Genomic DNA, 22,207 nt, shown 5'->3' on the forward strand with positions numbered 1-22,207 from the left:
TTCAGCCGGTGAGACAACACTCTTTCAATCACCGTGTGGCCGATTCAAGGCCTTTGCTATCATTTATCGCGCAGCTTCGACAGGGCGGCGAAGGGCGAGCCGGGGTTTGTCCCCCCGTCATGCTCGCCACCCTCCAACGAGGCTCCGGGCGCACGCGGATAGGGATCGAGCGCCAGCGCCAGCTGCTCCGCCACGATCGGCCCGAAGTCGATCGAGTTCCCCTCGAGCGGCTCCGGCGGATCCTCTTCGTCATAGACGACGATCACCTCGGCCTCCGCGACCGTCTTCGGATCGGCGGCGATCGCGTCGGCCGGCAGGAAGCTCAGCGAGAATCGGTCGTCGATATGGGCGGGCACCGGCTGCAGCGTGATGACGCAGGCCTGCACGACATCGGCGCGCAACCGCCCCTCCACCCGGACGCCCTTCACGCCCCAGGGCGTGATGTCGAGATCGGCTTCGAGGCTGTCGAGCGCCAGCAGGTCGAAATCCTTCGCAAGCTCCGCACGCTCGGCGGGCTCGGCGACAAGATGCAGCTTCTGGCCCGAGTTGCCGAGATGGGAGACGTCGAAATGTCGGTGGAACTGGAGCTCGGTCATCATGCTGCCGCGGAAGGAGTGGGAAGGGAGGCGTAGTCGAGGCGACCAGAGAAGATCGTCGAAAGCGACTCAGCCGCGAGCGTCGTGACCGACGCCTGGACATAGCTCGCGATCTGCCCGCCGACGCCGGTCGGAGCGCCATCCGGAAATATGTTGCGCTCGATCGCGTCGACCAGCTTGGTCCGGTCGCCGGAGGCGAGCGCCTCGTCATAAGCGCGAATTCGGCCGAAAAAGGCCTCGGCCATCTTCTTCAGCTTCTTGGGCACCGAAAGGTCGCCGACGCCCATTTCGCGCAGCGTTCCGTCCATGTCCTTCAGGAAGATGTCGAACACATCCTGGCCCAACTGGCGGTCTTCCGGGCTTTCGTCCTTCAGGCGGTGGAACATCAGGAAGCCATGCAGGACGATCATATCGAAACGACCATCGAGCGTATCCGGCACGGCAAACTCCGTATAGAGCGCAGGCTGCCGCGCCTGTGCCACGATGGCGCCGTAAAGCGAATATGCTATGGCCTCGTTCCTGCGATTGCGAGCGAACAGGCGGCGGAACATTCGACCGATCTCCAAATCCGGTTGGTCAGATGGGCACGGTGACAGCGCACTCTTGCCAGAGATGGTGCTGCCCCCTGCCCTTGCAAGGAAGATTGCCACGAGCCCTAGCGCAGGCTAGGGAGAATGCCAACCCAGCGACTGGGCGAGGAGAATGGAATGGAATTCAGCATGAGAGATCGGCGCTTGGCAGCCAGCCCCTTCGTGCGCCGCGCCGGCGTCGGCATGCTGGCTGCGGTTGCGATCGTTTCGCTCGGCGCGTGCTCGAAGATCGCGACCGGCACCGGCAGCCTCGGCGGCCTCAACGAGACGTATCATTCGGGCTACGTGCCGCCGCCGAACGCGGTCGAGCAGGTGCCGATCGGCGCCAGCCGCGAGCAGGTGCAGATCGTGCTCGGATCGCCCTCGACCACCGCCGAATATGACGGCGAGGTCTATTATTACATCAGCCAGACCCGCAAGCGTCCGGTCGCCTTCATGAACCGCAAGGTCGTCGACCAGAAGATCCTGGCGGTCTACTTCAATAAGAAGAACGAAGTCGACAAGGTCGCCAACTACGGCATCCAGGACGGCAAGATCTTCGATTACGTCAGCCAGACGACGCCGACGGGCGGCAAGGACCAGGGCTTCCTGGAGCAGGTCCTGACCGGAACGGTCGGCATGGGCACCAATCCGTTCGGCACCTGATCCTGGCGCCGTCCCGATGGGACGGTAGCGAATCAGCCAACCGATTTACCCAATGAAAAGGCCCTCCCCGCATCGCGGAGAGGGCCTTTTCTTGTCGGGTTGCCACGAGCGGCGATTCGCGCTGATCGTACCGCGGCCGGATCCGGTCCACGCTTGCGGGCGCGGACCGGAATTGGCCTCGAACTCTACTGCGCGAGCACCGCGAGCAGCAGCAGGGCCACGATGTTCGTGATCTTGATCGCCGGATTGACGGCCGGACCGGCCGTGTCCTTGTAGGGGTCTCCGACGGTATCGCCAGTGACCGAGGCCTTGTGCGCGTCCGAACCCTTGTAGTGGGTCTGCCCATTGCTGTCGGTGAAACCGTCCTCGAACGATTTCTTGGCGTTGTCCCAGGCGCCACCGCCGGACGTCATCGAGATCGCGACGAAGAGCCCGGTCACGATGACGCCGAGCAGCATGGCGCCGACGGCCGAGAAGGCTTCGCTCTTGCCGGCGATCCAGTAGATCAGGAAGTAGACGACGATCGGCGCCAGCACCGGCAGGAGCGAGGGAACCACCATCTCCTTGATCGCCGCCTTGGTCAGGATGTCGACGGCCCGGCCATAATCCGGCTTTTCCGTCCCGGCCATGATCCCCGGCTTCTCGCGGAACTGGCGGCGCACTTCCTCGACGATCGAGCCTGCCGCCCGGCCCACCGCCGTCATCGTGATGCCGCCAAACAGGAAGGGAATCAGGCCGCCTAGCAGCAGGCCCGCCACCACATAGGGGTTGGACAGGGTGAAGTCGGGAACGACGCCCTTGAAGTACTGGAAGGCGGTGGCGCCCTCCTTGTTCGCCTCGGCGATGAAGTGGGTCAGGTCGTAGTTGTAGGCGGCGAACAGCACGAGCGCGCCGAGGCCGGCCGAGCCGATGGCATAGCCCTTGGTGACGGCCTTGGTGGTGTTGCCGACCGCGTCGAGCGCGTCGGTCGACTTGCGCACTTCCTTGGGCAGGCCCGCCATTTCGGCAATGCCGCCGGCATTGTCGGTGACAGGGCCGAACGCGTCGAGCGCCACCACCATGCCGGCGAGTCCGAGCATGGTCGAAACCGCGACGGCGGTGCCGAACAGGCCGCCGAGCGCATAGGTCGAGATGATGCCGGCGACGATGACGAGGGTCGGCAGCGCCGTCGATTCGAGTGACACCGCCAGGCCCTGGATCACGTTGGTGCCGTGGCCGGTCACCGAAGCCTGCGAGATCGAACGGACCGGGCGGAAGCCGATGCCCGTGTAGTACTCGGTGATCCAGACGATCAGGCCTGTCACGGCGAGGCCGACAAGGCCGCACAGGAACAGGCGCGTTCCGGTGATCATGAAGCCCCCGACCGTGCCAATCTCGCCCCAGCCGACGAGCAGGTGCGTGGCGATAGCGAGGCCGGCGATCGAGAACAACGCCGAGGCGATGAAGCCACGGTAGAGTGCCCCCATGATCGACTGGTTGGCGCCGAGCTTGACGAAGAAAGTGCCGGCGATCGAGGTCAGGATGCAGACGGCGCCGATGCCGAGCGGATAGAGGATGATGCTGCCGAAGGCCGGCGAAGACGCGAAGAAGATCGCCGCGAGCACCATGGTGGCGACCACGGTCACAGCATAGGTCTCGAACAGGTCGGCCGCCATGCCGGCGCAGTCGCCGACATTGTCGCCGACATTGTCGGCGATGGTGGCCGGATTGCGCGGGTCGTCTTCGGGAATGCCCGCCTCGACCTTGCCGACGAGATCGCCGCCGACATCCGCGCCCTTGGTGAAGATGCCGCCGCCGAGACGGGCGAAGATCGAGATCAGCGAAGCGCCGAATCCGAGCGCGACGAGTGCATTGATGACGATGCGGTCATCCGGCGAATAGCCAGCGACATGCGTCAGGATCAGGTAGTAGCCGGAGACCCCGAGCAGCGCGAGACCTGCCACCAGCATCCCGGTGATCGCGCCGGACTTGAAGGCGATCTCGAGGCCTTCGGCGAGGCTCTTGGTCGCCGCCTGGGCCGTGCGCACATTGGCGCGTACCGAGACGTTCATGCCGATGAAGCCAGCGAGGCCGGAGAGGATCGCGCCGATAGCGAAGCCGATCGCCACGGTCAACGAAAGCAGCCAGGCCACCAGGATGAAGATCACCACGCCGACGATGGCGATCGTGGTGTACTGACGCCGGAGATAAGCACTTGCGCCTTCTCGAACCGCCGCCGCGATTTCCTGCATTCGCGCAGAGCCGGCATCGGCCGCGAGGACCGATCGCGTCGCCCATATGCCATAGGCGAGCGCAAGCAACGCACATAGAATAATGAGATAGATCACGTCCACATTCCTCCTCTGGCCGGCCTCTTTGCTTACGGCCATCCGAGGACGCCGCGCCGGCTTCACCGTGCGGCGGGAAAGAGCAACGTTCCTCCCAGCTTTTCCCCCCGTAAGGTCGAGTTGAGAACGCCTTTACGACGCGGTCAAGCTTTCTCCCGACTTGTCGAGCGGCGCAGCAGAAATGCCCAGGTCAAGGCGATGAGGCTCACCATCACGACCGGGAAGACGATCATGTTGATGAAGGCCCAGCCGGGGCCGCCGATCAGCTTGCCGGAGAGGAGCGACGCCATCGCCGCCGAGCCTAAGACAAGGAAATCATTCAGACCCTGGACCCGACCCTTCTCTTCCGGCCGGTAGGTTTCGGACAGCATGGACGTGGCGCCGATGAAGCCGAAGTTCCAGCCGAGGCCGAGCAGGATCAGCGTGATCCAGAAATGCGCCAGCGTAATTCCCGAGAGGCCTACGACGGCGCAGGCGGTCAGGAGCGCCATGCCTGCGATGACGATTCGGTCCTTGCCGAATCGGACGATCAGGCGACCGGTGAAAAAGCTCGGCGCGAACATCGCCAGCACATGCCATTGGATGCCGAGCGCGGCGTCGTTCTGCGTCAGTCCGCAGCCGATCATCGCAAGCGGAGCGGCGGTCATCACCAGGCTCATCAGCGCGTAGGAGGAGATGGCGCAGAGCACCGCCGCGATGAAGCGCGGCTGGCGCGCGATCTCGCGCAAGGGGCGCCCGGCGGGACCGCCATGGGCGCGCGGCTCCTCGCGCGGCGGCGCGACATCGCGCACGAAACCCGCGATAAGGAGGCCGATGAAGCCGAGGCCGGCCGCCGCCAGGAAGCTGCCGGCGAAGGCGATCGGGCTCAGCCAGTCATTGGTGAGGATGATGGCCTGCGGACCGAGGATGCCGGAAAAAATGCCGCCCGCCATGACGAGCGACATCGCCTTGGTCCGCACCGCCATGCTGCCGGCATCGATCGCGGCGAAGCGGTACTGCTGGTTGAACGCGCCGGACATGCCGATCAGGAAGAGCGCCACGACGAACAGCGCGAACGTGCCCTGCATCAGCGCGTAAGTGGCGAGCAGGCCGCCCAGTACGGCCGGCGCGGCCCCCAGCACGAAGCCCCTGCGGCGACCGATCCGGCTCATCAGCATGGCAGCCGGAATCGTAGTCAATGCCGAACCGACCGTCGAGGCGGTAACGGGCAGCGTCGCAAGCGACTTGTCTGGTCCGAGGAGATAGACGCCGGCGAGGCCGCCCAGCGTCACAGCGATCGGCAGGATCGATCCGTTGACTGCATTGGCGGCCATCAGCACGAACGCGTTGCGCCGCACCTTCCGATCGAGTTCCAGCATGTTCTGCGCGTCCACGATACTCTCCTGCCCACGAACGGGATCGACAGGCCCCGCCCGAAGCAAATTCGTCTATCAGAAACGCCAGCGATAATCAGAAATGATCGTGCGAGGCCCGATCGAGGGCGATTCTTTCTCCGCGATCATTGATCACGGCCGGTGCGCCCTCGCCCGCGACGATCCGGCCAATCACCGTGACGGGTATACCCGCGCGCGCGGCCGCGGCCTCGTAGGCGGCAAGACGCGCCTCCGGCATGGTCGTCAGGACCTCGTAGTCGTCGCCGCCCGTCAGCACGCTGGCGAACGCCGTCAGGTCGCCCTCGACCAGGGCGCGCGCCGGCTGCGACAGCGGAATGCGGGCCGCCTCGACGACCGCCGAAACGCCGGACGTACGCGTGACATGGCTCAAGTCGCCGATCAGCCCGTCGGATATGTCCAGCGAGGCATGGGCATGGTCGCGGACGGCTTCCGCGAGGCCGAGCCGCGGCTGCGGATGCAGGTAGCGGTCGAGGAGGTGGGAGGCGCCCTCGCCCGCCGCGGCGCCGTCGAGCGTGCCGAGCCGGAGCCGCAGCCCCAGCGCCGCATCCCCGATCGTGCCCGACACGACGATGAGATCGCCGACCTCGGCTCCGGAACGGCGCACGATGCGCCCGGCCGGCACCTGGCCGAGCGCCGTGATCGACAGCATCAGGCCGTCCGGAGATTTGACCGTGTCGCCGCCGAGAAGGGGAATGCCATAGCGCTGCTGGTCGTCGCCGAGGCCGGCGGAAAAGCCGGCCATCCAGTCTTCCGTCCAATCGGCCGGAAGGGCGAGGCCGAGCAGATAGCCGACCGGATTGGCGCCTTTGGCGGCGAGGTCGGAAAGATTGACGCGCAGCGCCTTGCGGGCAATCGATTCCGGCGGATCGTCGGGAAAGAAATGCACGCCGGCCGCGACCATGTCCTTGGTCAGGACAAGATCGAAGCCGGGCTCGGGCCGCATCAGCGCGGCGTCGTCGGTCAGCCCGAACGCGCCTGGATCCTCCGCCAGCGGTCGCAGATAGCGGGCGATCATCCCGAACTCGCCGGGCCGCTCCCCCTGCGCCGGCATGATCAGGCCTTGCCGCCCTGCGGATCGTCGCTGAACTCTTCGCCGCGCAGCTTGCGAGCCACCGTGTCGAGCACGCCATTGACCATGCGCTGCTCGTCATTGGGGCCGAAGAAGGCGCGGGCGATGTCGACATACTCGGTGATGACTACGCGCGCCGGCACGTCCTTGCGGCCCATGAGTTCGTAGGTGCCGCAGCGCAAGATGGCGCGGAGCGTGACGTCGATGCGCTTCAGCGGCCAGTCGGGCGTCAGCGAGACATGGATGGCCGGATCGAGATTGCGCTGCTCGCGCACGACGCCGGCGATGATGTCGCGGAAGAAGGCGGCGTCGGCGTCGCGATACTGGTCGCCGTCGAGTTCCTTGCCGAGGCGATAGTTCTCGAATTCGGCCACGACCTCGGTCAGCGTCTGGCCGCCGATATCGAGTTGGTAGAGAGCCTGGACGGCGGCCAGCCGGGCCGCGCCCCGCTGATTGGCCGGGCGGAACATGCGCGGCGTCGGCGGGGCCTTGTCGGTAGTGGCCATTCTCAGAGCCCGAATTTGCTGCGAAGGGCGACCATGGCGAGCGCGGCCTCGGCGGCGGCGCCGCCCTTGTTCTTCTCGCTGACGCGGGCGCGGGCATAGGCCTGCGCGTCGTTCTCGACGGTCAGGATACCGTTGCCGATCGCCAGCGACTCGATCACCGCCATGTCCATGATGGCGCGGGCGGACTCGTTCGCCACGATGTCGTAATGCGAAGTCTCTCCGCGGATGACGCAGCCGAGCACGACGAAGCCGTCATAGCTGACCTCGTCTTCGTCCATGGCCGCGAGCGCCATCGACAGAGCGGCCGGAATCTCGAGCACGCCCGGAACCGAGATGCGGTCGAAGGTGGCGCCGGCAGCTTCGATCGCGCCCTTGGCGCCGTTGAACAGCTCGTCGGAGATGTCTTCGTAGAAGCGGGCGTCGATGATGAGGAGATGAGGTGCCGAATCGCTCATGTTGAGGCTCTCATTTTGACCGGTCACCCGGAAAGGAATGGGCGGCAGGTGAACCACGCGGCCCCTGCGCTGTAAAGGGAAAAGAACGCCGCAGCCGCCGCCCTCCCCGCGCCGCGGAAACGCTCGCGCATTCCCGGGCGGGAGGCCGCGCGGACAGGCCGCTTTCCTGGCAGCTTACGACGCCTCTGTCAGGCGTGCCACATAGCGCGCCATCTGGTCGACTTCGAGATGTACCCGGTCGTCGACCTTGCGCGCGCCCCAGGTGGTGACGTCGGGGCTCAGTGTGTGCGGGATTAGAAGAACCGAGAAGCGGTTGCCCTCGACCCAATTGACGGTGAGCGAGGTGCCGTCGAGTGCGACCGAGCCCTTGGTGGCGATGAAGCGGGCGAGGCTGGCCGGCGCCTCGAAGACGAAGCGCGTGGTCTCGCCGAGTTCCTCACGGCTGACGATGGTGGCGAGGCCGTCGACATGGCCGGAAACCATATGGCCGCCGAGCTCGTCGCCGAGCTTCAGCGCCCGCTCCAGATTGATCGCCTCCCCGGCCTGCCAGTTACCGACTTCGGTGAGCGCGAGCGTTTCCGGCGCCGCCTCGACGTCGAAGCGTGTCCGGCCATTCGGCTGCGGGTCAATCGAGATCACGGTGAGGCAGACGCCGGCGCAGGCGATCGACGCCCCGATGTCGATGGTCGCCGCATCGTAGCGGCTGTCGATGGTGATCCGGTTGACGTCGTTGCGACGCTCGATCGCCGTGACCTTGCCGACGTCGGAGATGATACCCGTGAACATTGTTCAGACTGCCCTTTCGTAGCGAACCATTCGGTCTTCGCCGAGACGCGCTTCCTCGACGCGGCGGAAGCGCGGACTGCGCTCGATCGCCGAAAGCGCACCGCCCGCGAGCGCGCGCACGCCATCCGGCCCGACCACGACCGGCGCGTGAAACAGAACCACTTCATCCAGGAGGCCGCGCCCGAGCAGGGAAGCCGCCACCTTGGCGCCGCCCTCGGCCAGAAGCCGGGTCACGCCGCGCTCCGCCAGCAGGCGCATCGCCGCCTCGATGTCGATGCCGCCGGATCCAGTGCCGACCGGCAGGATCTCGACGCCATGCGCCAGCAGAGCCTCACGGTGGGCGAGCGGCGCCTCATTACTGCAGACAACCCAGAGCGCCGTATCGGCGGCGCCCCGGACGAGCGACGATTTCGGCGAAAGCCGCGCCTGGGTATCGAGCACGATGCGGATCGGCGAGTGCGCCCGCAGGCCCGGGACCCGGACCGTCAGGCTCGGATCGTCGACGAGCGCGGTGCCGATGCCGATCAGCGTGGCGTCGGCCTCGATGCGCATGGTCTGCAGCCTGGCGAACGCCTCGCGGCCGGAAACCAGCATCCGCTCGCCGGTCTGTCGGCCAATCATGCCATCGGCGGAAACGGCGAGCTTCAACGTTACATGCGGCCGCCCGGCCGCAAGAACGGAAATGGTGCCGGCATGCAACCGCCTGGCCTCGTCGCCGAGCACGCCGACGGTGACGGCAATGCCGGCGTCGCGCAATTGGGCATGGCCGCGCCCAGTGATTTGCGGATCGGGACTCTCGAGCGCGCTGACCACGCGAGAAACGCCCGCCTCGATCAGTGCCTGGACGTCGGAGACACCATCAACAGCGACCGGCGACGGCTCCAGCGTCGTGTAGAGAGTGCTATCGCGAGCCAATTCGCCCGCCATAGCGAGCGCACCGCGCTCGGCATGTGGGATGCCACCGGCCGCGGTGTTGCCGCGACCGAAGATGACAGGCTCGCCGCTTTCGAACCCGACGACGAGCGCGCCGACCGCCGGGGCGACGGAACCGAGATTGCGACGGCCGAAGCGGAGCGCAACGGCCATGAGCCGGCGGTCCAGTTCGGGATCGGCGTTGCCCGTTCGCTCCGTCGCCATCCGACACCCCCGCAGGTTTCGAGCGAGACCGGGAAAGCCCTAGTCGCGCTCCTCGGCGTCCGTCACGTCCTGGCTCGAAAGCTCGTCCAGCACGGTGGAGAAGTCCTTGGCCTCGCGGAAATTGCGATAGACCGAGGCAAACCGCACATAGGCGACGTCATCGAGGCCCTTCAGCGCCTCCATGACATAGACGCCGATCTGCTCCGCATTGATCTCGCTCTCGCCGCTGCTTTCGAGCTGGCGGACGACGCCGTTGACCATGCGCTCGACGCGCTCGGGATCGACCGGCCGCTTGCGCAACGCGACCTGGACCGACCGCATCAGCTTGTCGCGATCGAAAGGGACACGCCGGCCGCTTTTCTTGATGACGATCAGCTCGCGCAGCTGGATCCGCTCGAAGGTCGTGAACCGGCCGCCGCAATCCGCGCAGACCCGCCGCCGCCGGATGGACGTATTGTCCTCCGACGGACGGGAGTCCTTCACCTGCGTGTCGTCGCTACCGCAATAGGGACAACGCATGGAGTTCCCCGATCAGGAATAGATCGGGAAGCGTGCGGTCAGAGCATGGACGCGCTCCTTGACCGAAGCTTCCACGAGCGGGGCCGAACCGTCTTCCGACTGCGACACGGCGCCGAGCACCTCGGCGATCAACCGGCCGACCTCCTGGAATTCCGCGACGCCGAAGCCGCGGGTGGTGGCGGCCGGCGTGCCGAGACGGATGCCGGACGTGACGAAGGGCTTTTCCGGATCGTAGGGGATACCGTTCTTGTTGCAGGTAAGGCCAGCGCGGACGAGCGCCTTCTCAGAGACGTTGCCCTTCACCTGCTTCGGCCGCAGATCAACCAGCATCAGGTGATTGTCGGTACCGCCCGAGACGATATCGAAGCCCGAGCCCTTCAGCGTTTCCGCCAGCGCACGAGCGTTTTCGACGACGTTGTTCGCGTAGACCTTGAAGTCCGGGCGCAGCGCCTCGGCGAAGGCGACGGCCTTGGCGGCGATGACGTGCATGAGCGGTCCGCCCTGCAGGCCCGGGAACACGGCCGAGTTGATCTTCTTCGCGATCGCCTCGTCATTGGTCATGATCATGCCGCCGCGCGGACCGCGCAGCGACTTGTGCGTCGTCGAGGTGACGACATGCGCATGCGGCAGCGGCGACGGGTGGGCGCCACCGGCGACGAGGCCGGCGAAGTGCGCCATGTCGACCATCAGGTAGGCGCCGACCGAATCGGCGATCTCGCGGAAGCGCTTGAAATCCCAGATGCGCGAATAGGCCGTGCCGCCGGCGATGATCAGCTTCGGCTTGGTCTCTTCGGCGATGCGCTGGATCTCTTCATAGTCGAGCAGCTGGTCCTCGCGGCGCACGCCATAGGGCGCAACCTTGAACCACTTGCCGGACATGTTGACCTGCGAGCCATGCGTCAGGTGTCCGCCGGCGGCGAGGTCGAGGCCCATGAAGGTGTCGCCCGGCTCCAGCAGGGCCAGGAACACGGCCTGGTTCATCTGGCTGCCGGAATTCGGCTGGACGTTGACGAACTGGCAGTCGAACAGCTTCTTGGCGCGCTCGATGGCGAGCGTCTCGACGATGTCGACGAACTCGCAGCCGCCATAGTAGCGCTTGCCCGGATAGCCCTCGGCATACTTGTTGGTGAGCACCGAACCCTGCGCTTCCAGAACGGCGCGCGAAACGATGTTCTCCGAAGCAATCAGCTCGATCTCATGCTGCTGGCGACCGAGCTCCTTGCCGATGGCGTCGGCGATTTCCGGATCGGCCTGGGCAAGCGTCCGGTTGAAGAAGGCGGAGGTCGAGGAAAGGCTGTCTGCACGATCCGTCAGAGACATGGGGCGGTCCATCCTGTTGGCGGTACCGGAATCGTGCCAGAGACGGCACGTGCCGGAACCCGCGCGGCGTACCATATGTAGGGGTAGACGCCAAGAAAAAGGGCCTCATCGGCCCTTCAATTAACGGTTGTCGTTCCGGGCAATTGGCGCGGAACGACGCTTTCAGGGCCTGCCAGCGACCTATTGTAGCGCCAGCTGGCCGATGCCGTCGCGATTGTAGATGTCATCGCGGAAATGGGTCACGCCGTCGGCCATCGCCCAGGCGCTGATATATTGCAGGTAGAGCGGAATCTCCGGCTTCGGATTGATGTCGACCTGCTCGCCCGACTTGAAGATCTGGTCGATGCGCTCGCGCGGGAACTCCGGCGTGTCGCGCAGCAGCCAGCCGATCAGCTGGCGGATGTTCTGCACGCGGATGCAGCCCGACGAGTCGAAGCGCTGCTCGCGGCCGAAGATGTCTTTCTGCGGCGTGTCGTGCATGTACACCTGCTCGTCGTTGTGGAACGAGATGCGCACGGTGCCGAGCGAGTTGAAATCACCCGGATCCTGGCGGAAGCGGTAGCCCTTGGTCGCCTGGTCGGTGTTCCAGTCGATCGCCGTCGGCGGCACTTCCATGCCGCTCTGGTCGTAGATGCGGATATGCTTCTTGGTCAGGTAGTCCGGCGACTTCTGCATCAGCGGGATCAGGTCCTTGCGGATGATCGAGGCCGGCACGGTCCAGAACGGATTGAAGCTGACGCGATAGATCTTGGTGGCGAGCACCGGCGTCGGACGATCGACCTTGCCGACGACGGCGGTGTGGCGCGAGATGACGCGGCCATTCTCGACCACCTCGATCGCTGCGGCCGGGATGTTGATCATGACATAGCGTTCGCCGAGGAAGCCCGACATAGAGCGCAGGCGGACCAGGTTGGTCTGCAGCTGGCCGAGACGGACATCTGCCGGAACGTTCATCATGTTGATGGTCGACTGGCCGGCGACGCCATCGGCCGGCAGACCGTGCCGGGCCTGGAAGCGGCGCAGGCCGGCATCGACGTAGGAATCGAAGGTCTGCGAATTGCCGGCGCCGGCGGCGAGATCACCGGTAACGGTGAGGCGCTGGCGTAGGATGACAACGTTGGGATCCTTGAGGCCGAGGCTGAGCTTCTTGTCGGCCGGAACCATGGGCCAGCCGCCGCGCGCCACGATATCGGTATAGTTCTGGATCGCGTATTCGACCGCCTGGGCCGTATCGGGCGACAGGATCGGCGCCGAGGTGCGCACGGAGGCGGCGCCGCTCGACGCGGCATCGAAGCCGTCGGACCAGTCGCCGCTGCTGCTCTGCAGCACCTGATTGATCGGATCGTCGCTCTGCGCCATCGCCGCGATCGGCGCCGCAACCGAGGCGGCCAGGGCGCCGGCCAGGGTGCGCAACGCGCCACGCCGCGTCATCCGGGCCGCCGGGAGGAGATTGGTGTTCTTGGATCCGCTCATGTCGATACTTCTGGAAGCTCGCCTGTACTGGGAGCCCGCGAACCGATCGCCCGCCCCCGATCTTCGACTGCGGCTAGCACGCGCCGCGAACCTTGAAAACAGGCCGGCCTGAAGCCGACCCCACCACCACGCGAAACGCACAGCGCCGCGACTGTACCCACTCCATACAGACGATCCGCACGCGCGACACCGCACAATCCGTATGCCTCTGGCTTTCATGTCACTATGGCGCTTTCATGTCACACCGCCGCAACGCAGCGCAGTCGCCCGGATGCGTGCCGCGCCGCCAACCCGCCGCCGAACGTGCAAAAGCCCCGGCAGGGGTGGCCGGGGCTTTTGGAGGGTCAGGCGATCCTGCTTCAGAGGCGATACAGGATCTGGTCGGTCCAGAAGCGCTCGAGGCGCTGCAGCGAGCGGTTCAACTGCTGGAAGTCGTCGATGGCGATGCCGCCGATCTGTTCGATCGACTTCATGTGGCGCTCATAGACGCCGGCGACGATGGCGGCGACTTCCCGGCCCGCCTCGGTCAGGCTGACGCGAACCGAACGGCGATCCATCCGCGAACGCTGGTGGTGGATGTAGCCCATCTCGACCAGCTTCTTGAGATTGTAGGAGACATTGGAGCCGAGATAGTAGCCGCGGGTGCGCAGCTCGCCTGCGGTCAGCTCGGAGTCGCCGATGTTGAACAGCAGCAGCGCCTGGGTGCTGTTGATGTCGGAGCGCCCCTCGCGGTCGAACTCGTCCTTGACGACATCCAGCAGGCGGCGGTGCAGACGCTCGACGAGCGTCACGGCCTCCATGTAAAGCGGCTTGAGTTCCGAAGTAGACTGGGGCTTGGCGACCGTTTCGACTGCCCGAGCTGCGCTGATCATCTTCTGTGCCTCTCTGTTCCGCGGCAAGTATTCTTCTCACCTCATGACAACGGAACTTATAGGCGGCATTTGAAAATCATCTTAAGGATCAGGATTAACAGCCACTTACCCGGCAGGTTGGCATTCGAAACGGATTCTATCGTTAAAAACTTGCTATACGGCGAGCGGAACGCCGCGCCCCACCTCGGTTTCAGCCGGTCGCCGCCTCGTGCCGGCGGCTCATGACGAGCAGGCCGACGAAGACCAGGAGGGCGATGACGTGGAACGAGACGACGAAAAGGTTGAGCCCGAACGTCTCGGCGAACACCGTGTGCATCGCGATTTCGAACAGCGCGACATAGATCCAGATCACGTTGCCCCAGGCGACGCGCATCCAGAGGCCGACAGCGGCGACGAGGTCGACCACGGCGAGATGGATGGTGACGAAGCGCCACTGCGTCGACATCGTCTCGAAGCTCCAGCCGTCATCCTGGAAGACGCCGGCGATGTAGAGCCACTGGCGCAGGCCGAGCAGCAGCAGGATGGCCGCCACGCCACGCAGATAGACGTCGAGCGCCAGCGCATACGGATTGTCCGGCTCGCTCGGCAGCTGGGTAACTTCATTGTCGATCATGGCAGCGGAAGATCTCCGTCGTGGGGAGCCACGAAGTGCCCTTCGATCAGGCCCGGGTCAACTGCGTCGAGCGTAGCAGGGTTCCACCGCGGCGACTGGTCCTTGTCGACCAGCACGGCCCGCACGCCTTCATAGAAGTCATGGCCGTCGAGGATCGTGCAGGCGATCCGCCAGTCCAGCCGGATGCAGTCGTCGAAATCGAGTTCGCGTGCGGCGCGGATCTGCCGTAGCGCGACGCGCAGGCTGGTTGGCGATTTGCCGCGGATGGTGGCGGCCGTTCGCGCCGCCCATTCGGCATGGGGCCCCTCCAGCACGTCGAGGCGGGCGAGGATCGATTCGACCGGACCGGTCGCGAAGATGGCCGAGATCGTCGCATCGAGCGGTCCGAGCGTCTCGGCGGGCGCCGCCTCGGCGTGGCGAGCGAGCACCGCGTCGACATCGGCGGATTCCGCGAGTTCGGCGACGATCGCATCGAAGGCGGCGGCTGGGGCCGCATGGGTCGCGACGCCGGCGTGGAGCGCATCGCCGCGCGCCAGCCGCGCCGCGGCCAGGCCGCAATAGAGCCCAATCTCGTGCGGCATGCGCGACAGGAAGAAGCTGGAGCCGACATCCGGGAAGAAGCCGATGCCGGTCTCCGGCATGGAGAAGATCGCCTTTTCGGCGAAGACGCGATGCGATCCGTGCACGGCGATGCCGGCGCCGCCGCCCATGATGTAGCCGTCGACGAGCGCGACATAGGACTTGGGATAGGCCTTGATCGCCGCGTTCAGACGGTATTCGTCATGGAAGAAGGCTGTCTGGTCCGGCGCCCCTCGTCCGGCCTCGTAGACGGCGCGGATGTCGCCTCCGGCGCAGAAAGCGCGCCCCTTCGCCCGGACGATCACCAGGCGGATCGCCGGATCGTACTTCCATTCCTCGAGAGCGCCGGCGAGCGCCTTGATCATGCCGTGCGACAGCGCGTTCAGCGCGGACGGGCGATTGAGCGTGACGAGGCCGGCATGCCCCAGGCGTTCGAACAGGATTTCAGGCTCGGCCATCTTGCCTCCGGCGGGATGTGGACGATGGTAAGCGGGACCCGTGGCGGGACAAGGCCGTGTCGTCCGCCGTCCCCACCTCATTCGCCGGTGGCGTCTTTCAGACGAGATGATGGCCTCATCTCTCCGCTGGCGAGAAGCCGGCGCGTTCTATATGATCCACCGCATGTCTAGATAGTCTTTGCGAAGCTTTGCTCTGGAGCGGAACCTTGCGGTTCGGCGGGCCAGCCCTTTTTCTTTGTCCAAACGGATAAGATGGTACCCTTCTCAATGATTGCCGCGCGCTAACCGCACATGCCCTGGCAAGACCTTTTGATCATCGCTGTGTTGATCGCATTCAACGGCTTCTTCGCGCTTTCCGAGATCGCCGTCGTTTCATCCCGCCCCGCCCGTCTGCAGTTCATGGCCAATGAAGGCGTCCGCGGCGCCACCACGGCCCTGCGCCTGGCGGAAGATCCGACCGGGTTTCTCTCCGCCGTCCAGATCGGCATCACGCTCGTCGCCATCCTGTCGGGCGCCTTTGGCGAGGCAGCGCTGGCGACGCCGCTTACCGACTTCCTGATGTACGAGTTCCCGAGCCTCGGCGCTCGCGCCTCGACGATCGCGACCGTCATCGTCGTGGTCGGCCTCGCCTATTTCTCGCTGATCGCCGGCGAACTGGTGCCGAAGCGGCTGGCGCTGACCAATCCCGAGCGGCTGGCCTGCTTGGTGGCGCGTCCCGTCGGCATGCTCGCCCGCATCGCCCTGCCCGTGGTCTGGTTCCTGCGCCTGTCGACGGACACGGTGCTGCGCCTCATCGGCAAGCAGGGCAATGACGAGCGTGGTGTCACCGAGGAAGAGGTGAAGACCATGATCGCCGAAGGCGCCGAGGCCGGCGTCTTCCACCAGGCTGAGCGCGAGATGATCGAGGCGGTAATCCGCGTCGCCGACCGTCCGGTGCGCACAATCATGGTCGCCCGGCCCGACGTCGTCTGGCTCGATATCGAGGATCCGCCGAGCGAGAACCGCAACACGGTGATCGAATCCGGCCACTCGCGCTTTCCGGTCAGCCGCGGCGAGATCGACGCTGTCATCGGCATCGTCCACGCCAAGGACCTGCTGGAGCAGATCTACAAGGGCCAGACCGTCGATATCGAGGCGATCATCCGCGAGCCGCTCTATGTCGACGAGCGGATGGCGATCCTGAAGGTCCTCGACCGGTTCAAGACTTCGAACGTCCACATGGCCGTCGTCCTCGACGAGTATGGCAGCTTCCAGGGCGTCGTCACGCCGATGGATATCCTGACGGCGATCGCCGGCGACATGCCGGAGCACGAGGGCGACGACGTCCCTGACGCAACGCAGCGCGCCGACGGCTCGTGGCTGATCGACGGCAGCGCGCAGATCGACAGCGTCGAGCGGACGCTGGGACTGCGATCCCTCGCCAAGGACGAGGACTTCGCCACGATGGCCGGCTTCATGCTGCACCATCTCGGCCACATCCCCGTGCCGGGCGAGTTCTTCAGTTATGAAGGCTGGATCTTCGAGGTGGTTGACCTCGACGGCCGCCGGATCGACAAGGTACTCGTCCGCAAGAGCGACAGCTAAGTCGCTCCACTCCATCGGGAGGCGCGACAGCGCGGCGCTTGCCGCCGGCTTTGCCGGTGCTAACGTCCCGCTGCCGCGCATCCAAGGAAACAAGAATGACCCGTCACACCTTCACGCCGCCCGACATGAACGCGATCCTGGGCGGCCGCCGCCTTCGACGCAATCGCAAGGCGGACTGGTCGCGCCGGCTCGTGCGCGAGACGCTGCTGACGGTCAACGACCTGATCTGGCCGATCTTCCTGATCGAGGGCACGAATGTTCGCCAGGACGTCGCCTCGATGCCGGGCGTGCAGCGCCTCTCGGTCGACCAGGCGGTGGTGGAGGCCGAGAAGGCGGCGGCGCTGGGCATTCCGGCGATCGCGCTCTTCCCCTTCACCGAGCCGTCGCTGCGCGATCCGACCGGCTCCGAATCGCTCAATCCGAACAACCTCGTCTGCCAGGCCTGCCGCGCCATCAAGGCGGCGGTGCCGGAGATCGGCCTGATCACCGACGTCGCGCTCGATCCCTATACCAGCCACGGCCATGACGGCGTGATGGAAGGCGACCGAATCGTCAACGACGCCAGTGTCGCCCTGCTGGTCCAGCAGGCGCTGCGCCAGGCCGAAGCCGGCGCCGATGTCATCGCGCCGTCCGACATGATGGACGGCCGCGTCGCGGCGATCCGCGAGGTCCTGGACGAATCGGGCTTCCTCGACGTCCAGATCATGGCCTACTCGGCCAAGTACGCCTCGGCCTTCTACGGCCCGTTCCGCGACGCGATCGGCACCTCGAAAACCCTGATCGGCGACAAGCGCACCTACCAGATGGATTTCGGCAATACCGACGAGGCGCTTCGCGAGGTTGAACTCGACATCCAGGAAGGGGCTGACATGATCATGGTCAAGCCCGGCATGCCCTATCTGGACGTGGTGCAGCGGGTGAAGGAGACCTTCGCCATGCCGACCTTCGCCTACCAGGTGTCGGGTGAATACGCGATGCTGCAGGCGGCCGCCCGCAATGGCTGGATCGACGGCGAGCGCGCCTTCATCGAAAGCCTCGCAGCCTTCAAGCGGGCGGGGGCGGACGGCGTGCTGACCTACTTCGCGCCGCTCGTCGCGCCGCTGCTTCCTCGCTGAGCGGGGCGCGCCGATGAGGGGGGCCGCAAGATCGGCCGCGATCATGGCGCTCCTCTTCTGCGCCGCCGCGCTGCTTTCCGCCTGCGGCGACGTCGACCGCCAGCAGGCGAAGATCTGCGTTGCGGTCGCCACCGCCGTCGCGCCCGAGAACCAGAAGGTCTCGATCCAGTCGGTGATCCCGCTCGTCGGCGTCAGCCATGCGGTGCGGGTGAACTACAGCGTGCCCGGCATGGCGCTGCCGCTCTATGTCGATTGCGCCTTTGGCGGCGGCATGCTGGAGCCCGGCCGGAGCGATGTCATCGGCGTGCGCGGCTATGACGGCGCGCTGTCGGAACGGGAATTGCTGACGCTCTATCGCTGGTTCCTGTCGCGGGACGATTTCATCGATCGCGCCGTGGCCGAGACGAACTGGCAGCCGGAGAGTATCCAGTTGCTGTCCTGGGCGCCGCCGAAGGCTGTCGGCTTCGCGCTCCAGCAGGTGACCAACATTCTGAACCTCGCGGCGCTTTATTCGCCGCTCGCCCTCGCCTTCGCCCTCATCTACGGGCTGATCCGGCGCATCAACATGGCCTTCGGCCAGATCACGGTGATCGGCGGCTATGGCGCCATCTTCGGCATCGTGGCGGCAGTCGGGATCCCTTCCTTCGGCCCCTTCGCGACGCTCGCCCTCGCCGTCGCCTGCGCGGTCTCGCTCGCGGCGCTCTGGGGCTGGCTGGTGGGGCGGACGGTCGTGCTGCCGCTCGCGGACCGTCCGGACCGCGCCTTCATGATCGCTACCATCGGTCTCGGAATCGCGCTGTCGGAAATGCTCCGCCTCGGCCAGGGCGCGCGCGAGATCTGGGTCGAGCCGATGCTGGACACGCCGGTGATCCTGACGGCGGGCGCCTTCCCCGTCGTCGTGCCGGAGATGCGGCTGGTGATCATCCTGGTCGCGCTGATCGTGCTGCCGGCGGTCCTCGCCTTCATGCGCCTTTCGCGATTCGGTCGGGCCTGGCTCTCGGTCGCGGACGACCCGGTGATGGCGCGCCTCGCCGGCATCAATACGGGCGCGGTCACCGCCGTCACGCTCATCCTCGCCTCGGCGCTCGCGGCTGGCGGCGGGCTGGTGCTGGCTCTGAGCTATGGCACGATCAGCTTTTCCATGGGCCTGATGGTCGGACTGAAGGCGCTACTCGCGAGCCTCGTCGGCGGTGCCGGCTCCCTGCTCGGCGCCGTGCTCGGCGGCCTGCTGATCGCCACGCTGGAGACGGCGTGGTCTGCCTATTTCGATTCGACATCGCGCGACATCGTCGTGCTCGGCGTGCTCACGCTGCTCTTCCTGCTGCGTCCCAACGGCCTCATGGGGCTGGGCAAGGCGCTGGAGGAAGGGCGCGGCACCCGACTATCCTGAGTTTCGGAGACCTCCATGCAAGAAGCGTCCAGCCAAGACACGTCGCGGCCCTCCCCCCAGGCCATCCCGACCCTTGAGGACATTCGCGACGCCGCGCGGATCATCGACGGCGTCCTGATCCGGACGCCGTTCCTGCCTGCGCCGCGCCTGTCGCGCCTCACCGGCGCCGAGGTCTACGTCAAGTACGAGAACCTGCAGGTCACCTCCGCCTTCAAGGAACGCGGCGCCCTGGTCAAGCTGCTGTCGCTGACCCCGGAGGAGCGCGCCAACGGCGTCGTCGCCATGTCGGCCGGCAACCATGCCCAGGCCGTCGCCTACCACGCACAGCGGCTCGGCATCCCGGCCACCATCGTGATGCCGAAGACCACTCCCTTCGTGAAGGTCGAGGCGACCCAGGCGTTCGGCGCCAAGGTCGTCGTCGAGGGCGAGACGCTCGCGGTCTGCCAGGCGATCGCCGCGAACATCGCGCAGGAGACCGGCGCGGTCTGGGTCCATCCCTATGACGATCCGCACGTCATCCGCGGGCAGGGCACGGTGGCGCTCGAAATGCTGGAGGACGGCCCTCCCCTCGACTGCATCCTCGTGCCGGTCGGCGGCGGCGGCCTGATCGGCGGCATCGCCATCGCCACCAAGGCGCTCTCGCCGCAAACCGAGGTGATCGGCGTCGAGACCGAGCTCTATCCGTCCATGCGCGCCGCGCTCGACGGCGTCGAGGGCGAATGCGGCGGCAACACGCTGGCCGAGGGCATCGCGGTCAAGAATGTCGGCAAGCTGACGCTGGAGATCGCCCGCCGCCATGTCGACGACGTAGTGCTGGTGCCGGAGACGACGATCGAGCGCGCGGTCAACGCCTATCTGACGCTGCAGAAGACAATGGCGGAAGGCGCCGGCGCCGCGGGCCTCGCCGCCATGCTGGCCGATCCCGAACGCTTCCGCGGACGACGCGTCGGCCTGGTGCTCTGCGGCGGCAACATCGATCCGCGCCTCGCCGCCTCCATCATGGTGCGCGAACTGGCGCGGTCCGAACGGATCGTCGCCGTGCGGATGACCATTCCCGACCGGCCGGGCGTGCTCGCCGACATCGCCGAGACGATCGGCGAGTGCGGCGGCAACATCCTCGAAGTCTCGCATCATCGCCACCTGCTGAGCGTGCCGGCGAAGGGCGCCAGCCTCGACGTGACATTCGAGACGCACGGCCCCGAGCATGCGGCCGAGATCGTCGCCGCCCTCGAGGCGAAGCACTATTCGGTGGAGCGCATGGATCCGCCCTGATCCCGGGCAGCACGAGAGCATCTCTTCTTGTATGAAGGAGCAGCATTTCCCATTTGATTAACCATGGGACGGGGCCAGGAAATCGCCATGACGCACTATGACGACGCCTACCGCTCGGATGGCCTGGTCTTCGACCCGGCGCGCGAGCCGGAACTCTTCGATGGCGTGCTGTCGAAGCGGTTCTTCGCCTGCATCGTCGACGCAATCCTGATCGGCGTCTTCCTCGCGCTGGCGGCGCTGGTCATCTTCGCGATCGGCGTGGTGACGCTCGGCATTGGCTGGTTTCTGTTCGCGCTACCGCTGTTCGCGATCGTGGCGCTGCTCTACATCGCGCTGACGCTGGGCGGCCCCAAGGCGGCGACGCCCGGCATGCGGATGATGGGCGTCGCGATCCGCAGCACCGACCGCCAGCGCATCGGCCCGATCATCGCGGCCGCCCATGCGCTGATCTTCTGGTTCTCCATGTCGGTGCTGACGCCGCTCGTCCTGCTGGTCGGCCTGTTCTCCAACCGCAAGCGCCTGCTGCAGGACATGCTCCTCGGCACGGTGATCCTGAACAACGACCCGCTGGTGCGGACGCGCCGCTGAGTCCTGCAGAATTTACTATTGGCACCGGCTGCTCGCGTATTATCGTTCGATGATGCCTGAATCGTCCGGCCCCGTTGTGCGATGACCCATCACTCGACCGACACGCCGCAGTTCTTCCTCACCGCGCCGTCGCCCTGCCCCTATCTGCCGGGCCAGATGGAGCGGAAGGTGTTCACGCATCTCGTCGGCGACAAGGCCTCGGCCTTGAACGAGGTGCTGACCCAGGGCGGCTTCCGCCGTAGCCAGAACATCGCCTATCGGCCCGCCTGCGAGGCCTGCAAGGCCTGCGTCTCGATCCGCGTCCCCGTCGACCAGTTCGTGATGACGCGCAGTTTCCGCCGCGTGCTGGAGAAGAACAGCGACCTGATCGGCACCCGCGTCGCGGCCGCCCCGACCTCGGAGCAGTATTCGCTCTTCCGCGCCTATCTCGACGCCCGCCATTCGCAGGGCGGCATGGCCGACATGACCGTGCTCGACTACGCCATGATGGTCGAGGACACGCATGTCGACACCATCCTGGTCGAATACCGCTTCCGTGGGCCGGACACCGCCATCACCGGCGAAGGCGAGGGTCCGCTGGTCGCGACCGCCCTCACCGACCTGCTCTCGGACGGCCTGTCGATGGTCTACTCGTTCTATGAGCCCGACCTGATCGACCGCTCGCTCGGCACGCTGATGATCCTCGACCACATCCGCCGCGCCGGGCGGATGGGCCTGCCCTATGTCTATCTCGGCTATTGGGTCGATGGCTCGAAGAAGATGGCCTACAAGGCCCGCTTCAAGCCCCAGGAGCACCTTGGTCCCCGCGGATGGGAGCCGGTGGGCCCGGGCGGCGAGTGATCAAGGTTTGAAGTAAGCCCCTCACCCAACCCTCTCCCGCCAGCGGGCGAGGTCTCTTGGGCCGGCGTACTTCGTGAAC

The 22,207-nt window shown here is 66.1% G+C and carries 22 protein-coding genes; 7 read left to right on the plus strand and 15 right to left on the minus strand.

From position 1 onward, the window contains the following. Nucleotides 1-59: 59 nt before the first annotated feature. Both OSH07_RS05585 and OSH07_RS05590 read right to left on the minus strand, forming a co-directional pair. Nucleotides 60-599: a YceD family protein gene (locus OSH07_RS05585; protein WP_266337627.1), complete on the minus strand. Its 540-nt coding sequence runs from the start codon at nt 597-599 to the stop codon at nt 60-62. Beyond that, complete coding sequence (locus OSH07_RS05590; protein ID WP_266337628.1) at nt 596-1,246, minus strand: ubiquinol-cytochrome C chaperone family protein; 651 nt, start codon at nt 1,244-1,246, stop codon at nt 596-598. Before OSH07_RS05590 ends, OSH07_RS05585 begins: the two co-directional genes overlap by 4 nt. 69 nt (nt 1,247-1,315) lie before the next feature. Here OSH07_RS05590 and OSH07_RS05595 point away from each other — a divergent pair, with 69 nt between their 5' ends. Then, complete coding sequence (locus OSH07_RS05595; protein WP_266337629.1) at nt 1,316-1,831, plus strand: outer membrane protein assembly factor BamE; 516 nt, start codon at nt 1,316-1,318, stop codon at nt 1,829-1,831. A 185-nt stretch (nt 1,832-2,016) separates the two neighbouring features. Here the strand turns inward: OSH07_RS05595 and OSH07_RS05600 are convergent, their stop codons facing one another. The 13 genes from OSH07_RS05600 to OSH07_RS05660 form a co-directional block, all read right to left on the minus strand. Next, nucleotides 2,017-4,200, minus strand: a complete 2,184-nt coding sequence (locus OSH07_RS05600) for a sodium-translocating pyrophosphatase (protein ID WP_277614167.1) — start codon at nt 4,198-4,200, stop codon at nt 2,017-2,019. 101 nt (nt 4,201-4,301) lie between these two features. Then, nucleotides 4,302-5,531: an MFS transporter gene (locus OSH07_RS05605; protein ID WP_266337631.1), complete on the minus strand. Its 1,230-nt coding sequence runs from the start codon at nt 5,529-5,531 to the stop codon at nt 4,302-4,304. Nucleotides 5,532-5,607: 76 nt separating this feature from the next. Continuing rightward, a complete protein-coding gene (gene thiL / locus OSH07_RS05610; RefSeq protein ID WP_266337632.1) occupies nt 5,608-6,603 on the minus strand; it encodes a thiamine-phosphate kinase in 996 nt (331 codons plus the stop codon). A 2-nt stretch (nt 6,604-6,605) separates the two neighbouring features. After that, a complete protein-coding gene (nusB, locus tag OSH07_RS05615; protein ID WP_266337633.1) occupies nt 6,606-7,127 on the minus strand; it encodes a transcription antitermination factor NusB in 522 nt (173 codons plus the stop codon). A 2-nt stretch (nt 7,128-7,129) separates the two neighbouring features. Further along, a complete protein-coding gene (gene ribH / locus OSH07_RS05620; protein ID WP_266337634.1) occupies nt 7,130-7,582 on the minus strand; it encodes a 6,7-dimethyl-8-ribityllumazine synthase in 453 nt (150 codons plus the stop codon). A 174-nt stretch (nt 7,583-7,756) separates the two neighbouring features. After that, nucleotides 7,757-8,368: a riboflavin synthase gene (locus OSH07_RS05625; protein ID WP_266337635.1), complete on the minus strand. Its 612-nt coding sequence runs from the start codon at nt 8,366-8,368 to the stop codon at nt 7,757-7,759. 3 nt (nt 8,369-8,371) lie between these two features. Further along, a complete protein-coding gene (gene ribD / locus OSH07_RS05630; RefSeq protein ID WP_266337636.1) occupies nt 8,372-9,505 on the minus strand; it encodes a bifunctional diaminohydroxyphosphoribosylaminopyrimidine deaminase/5-amino-6-(5-phosphoribosylamino)uracil reductase RibD in 1,134 nt (377 codons plus the stop codon). A 39-nt stretch (nt 9,506-9,544) separates the two neighbouring features. Then, the gene (gene nrdR, locus OSH07_RS05635) at nt 9,545-10,024 is read right to left on the minus strand and encodes a transcriptional regulator NrdR (RefSeq protein ID WP_266337637.1); all 480 of its coding nucleotides are present in this window, start codon (nt 10,022-10,024) and stop codon (nt 9,545-9,547) included. 12 nt (nt 10,025-10,036) lie between these two features. Next, nucleotides 10,037-11,344 carry a serine hydroxymethyltransferase gene (glyA, locus tag OSH07_RS05640; RefSeq protein ID WP_266337638.1) on the minus strand — a complete coding sequence of 436 codons (1,308 nt, stop codon included), beginning with the start codon at nt 11,342-11,344 and terminating at the stop codon, nt 10,037-10,039. A gap of 180 nt (nt 11,345-11,524) precedes the next feature. After that, the gene (locus tag OSH07_RS05645; protein WP_266337639.1) at nt 11,525-12,817 is read right to left on the minus strand and encodes a L,D-transpeptidase family protein; all 1,293 of its coding nucleotides are present in this window, start codon (nt 12,815-12,817) and stop codon (nt 11,525-11,527) included. A 359-nt stretch (nt 12,818-13,176) separates the two neighbouring features. After that, a complete protein-coding gene (ldtR, locus tag OSH07_RS05650) occupies nt 13,177-13,689 on the minus strand; it encodes a transcriptional regulator LdtR (RefSeq protein WP_266337640.1) in 513 nt (170 codons plus the stop codon). Between the two features lie 190 nt (nt 13,690-13,879). Further along, entirely contained in the window at nt 13,880-14,302 is a 423-nt protein-coding gene (locus OSH07_RS05655; RefSeq protein WP_266337641.1) for a DUF6163 family protein, read from the minus strand. Continuing rightward, nucleotides 14,299-15,339, minus strand: a complete 1,041-nt coding sequence (locus OSH07_RS05660) for an enoyl-CoA hydratase/isomerase family protein (RefSeq protein WP_266337642.1) — start codon at nt 15,337-15,339, stop codon at nt 14,299-14,301. The genes OSH07_RS05655 and OSH07_RS05660 overlap by 4 nt, the downstream gene beginning before the upstream one ends. Nucleotides 15,340-15,660: 321 nt before the next feature. On the opposite strand from OSH07_RS05660, the gene OSH07_RS05665 reads away from it, so the two are divergent. The 6 genes from OSH07_RS05665 to OSH07_RS05690 all read left to right on the plus strand — a co-directional run bounded on the left by OSH07_RS05665 (nt 15,661) and on the right by OSH07_RS05690 (nt 22,128). Continuing rightward, nucleotides 15,661-16,923, plus strand: a complete 1,263-nt coding sequence (locus tag OSH07_RS05665) for a hemolysin family protein (protein ID WP_266337643.1) — start codon at nt 15,661-15,663, stop codon at nt 16,921-16,923. A gap of 95 nt (nt 16,924-17,018) precedes the next feature. Then, on the plus strand, nt 17,019-18,038 hold the full coding sequence (gene hemB, locus OSH07_RS05670; protein ID WP_266337644.1) for a porphobilinogen synthase: 1,020 nt from the start codon (nt 17,019-17,021) through the stop codon (nt 18,036-18,038). A 43-nt stretch (nt 18,039-18,081) separates the two neighbouring features. After that, the gene (locus OSH07_RS05675; protein ID WP_266337645.1) at nt 18,082-19,428 is read left to right on the plus strand and encodes a branched-chain amino acid ABC transporter permease; all 1,347 of its coding nucleotides are present in this window, start codon (nt 18,082-18,084) and stop codon (nt 19,426-19,428) included. Between the two features lie 15 nt (nt 19,429-19,443). Then, the gene (locus OSH07_RS05680; protein ID WP_266337646.1) at nt 19,444-20,700 is read left to right on the plus strand and encodes a threonine ammonia-lyase; all 1,257 of its coding nucleotides are present in this window, start codon (nt 19,444-19,446) and stop codon (nt 20,698-20,700) included. Nucleotides 20,701-20,787: 87 nt separating this feature from the next. After that, nucleotides 20,788-21,288 carry an RDD family protein gene (locus OSH07_RS05685; protein ID WP_266337647.1) on the plus strand — a complete coding sequence of 167 codons (501 nt, stop codon included), beginning with the start codon at nt 20,788-20,790 and terminating at the stop codon, nt 21,286-21,288. Nucleotides 21,289-21,369: 81 nt separating this feature from the next. Beyond that, nucleotides 21,370-22,128 (plus strand): arginyltransferase, encoded by a 759-nt coding sequence (locus OSH07_RS05690; RefSeq protein ID WP_266337648.1) that lies wholly within the window; start codon nt 21,370-21,372, stop codon nt 22,126-22,128. Nucleotides 22,129-22,207 lie beyond the last annotated feature (79 nt).

The organism is Kaistia nematophila (genome assembly GCF_026343855.1).
In the GTDB taxonomy this organism is placed as follows: domain Bacteria; phylum Pseudomonadota; class Alphaproteobacteria; order Rhizobiales; family Kaistiaceae; genus Kaistia; species Kaistia nematophila.

Coding starts and splice junctions, on each gene's coding strand:
- OSH07_RS05585 (WP_266337627.1), bottom strand. CDS start 599: ATGATGACCGAGCTCCAGTTCCACCGACATTTCGACGTCTCCCATCTC.
- OSH07_RS05595 (WP_266337629.1), top strand. CDS start 1,316: ATGAGAGATCGGCGCTTGGCAGCCAGCCCCTTCGTGCGCCGCGCCGGC.
- OSH07_RS05600 (WP_277614167.1), bottom strand. CDS start 4,200: ATGGCCGTAAGCAAAGAGGCCGGCCAGAGGAGGAATGTGGACGTGATC.
- thiL (WP_266337632.1), bottom strand. CDS start 6,603: ATGCCGGCGCAGGGGGAGCGGCCCGGCGAGTTCGGGATGATCGCCCGC.
- nusB (WP_266337633.1), bottom strand. CDS start 7,127: ATGGCCACTACCGACAAGGCCCCGCCGACGCCGCGCATGTTCCGCCCG.
- ribH (WP_266337634.1), bottom strand. CDS start 7,582: ATGAGCGATTCGGCACCTCATCTCCTCATCATCGACGCCCGCTTCTAC.
- OSH07_RS05625 (WP_266337635.1), bottom strand. CDS start 8,368: ATGTTCACGGGTATCATCTCCGACGTCGGCAAGGTCACGGCGATCGAG.
- ribD (WP_266337636.1), bottom strand. CDS start 9,505: ATGGCGACGGAGCGAACGGGCAACGCCGATCCCGAACTGGACCGCCGG.
- nrdR (WP_266337637.1), bottom strand. CDS start 10,024: ATGCGTTGTCCCTATTGCGGTAGCGACGACACGCAGGTGAAGGACTCC.
- glyA (WP_266337638.1), bottom strand. CDS start 11,344: ATGTCTCTGACGGATCGTGCAGACAGCCTTTCCTCGACCTCCGCCTTC.
- OSH07_RS05645 (WP_266337639.1), bottom strand. CDS start 12,817: ATGAGCGGATCCAAGAACACCAATCTCCTCCCGGCGGCCCGGATGACG.
- ldtR (WP_266337640.1), bottom strand. CDS start 13,689: ATGATCAGCGCAGCTCGGGCAGTCGAAACGGTCGCCAAGCCCCAGTCT.
- OSH07_RS05655 (WP_266337641.1), bottom strand. CDS start 14,302: ATGATCGACAATGAAGTTACCCAGCTGCCGAGCGAGCCGGACAATCCG.
- OSH07_RS05660 (WP_266337642.1), bottom strand. CDS start 15,339: ATGGCCGAGCCTGAAATCCTGTTCGAACGCCTGGGGCATGCCGGCCTC.
- hemB (WP_266337644.1), top strand. CDS start 17,019: ATGACCCGTCACACCTTCACGCCGCCCGACATGAACGCGATCCTGGGC.
- OSH07_RS05675 (WP_266337645.1), top strand. CDS start 18,082: ATGGCGCTCCTCTTCTGCGCCGCCGCGCTGCTTTCCGCCTGCGGCGAC.
- OSH07_RS05680 (WP_266337646.1), top strand. CDS start 19,444: ATGCAAGAAGCGTCCAGCCAAGACACGTCGCGGCCCTCCCCCCAGGCC.
- OSH07_RS05685 (WP_266337647.1), top strand. CDS start 20,788: ATGACGCACTATGACGACGCCTACCGCTCGGATGGCCTGGTCTTCGAC.
- OSH07_RS05690 (WP_266337648.1), top strand. CDS start 21,370: ATGACCCATCACTCGACCGACACGCCGCAGTTCTTCCTCACCGCGCCG.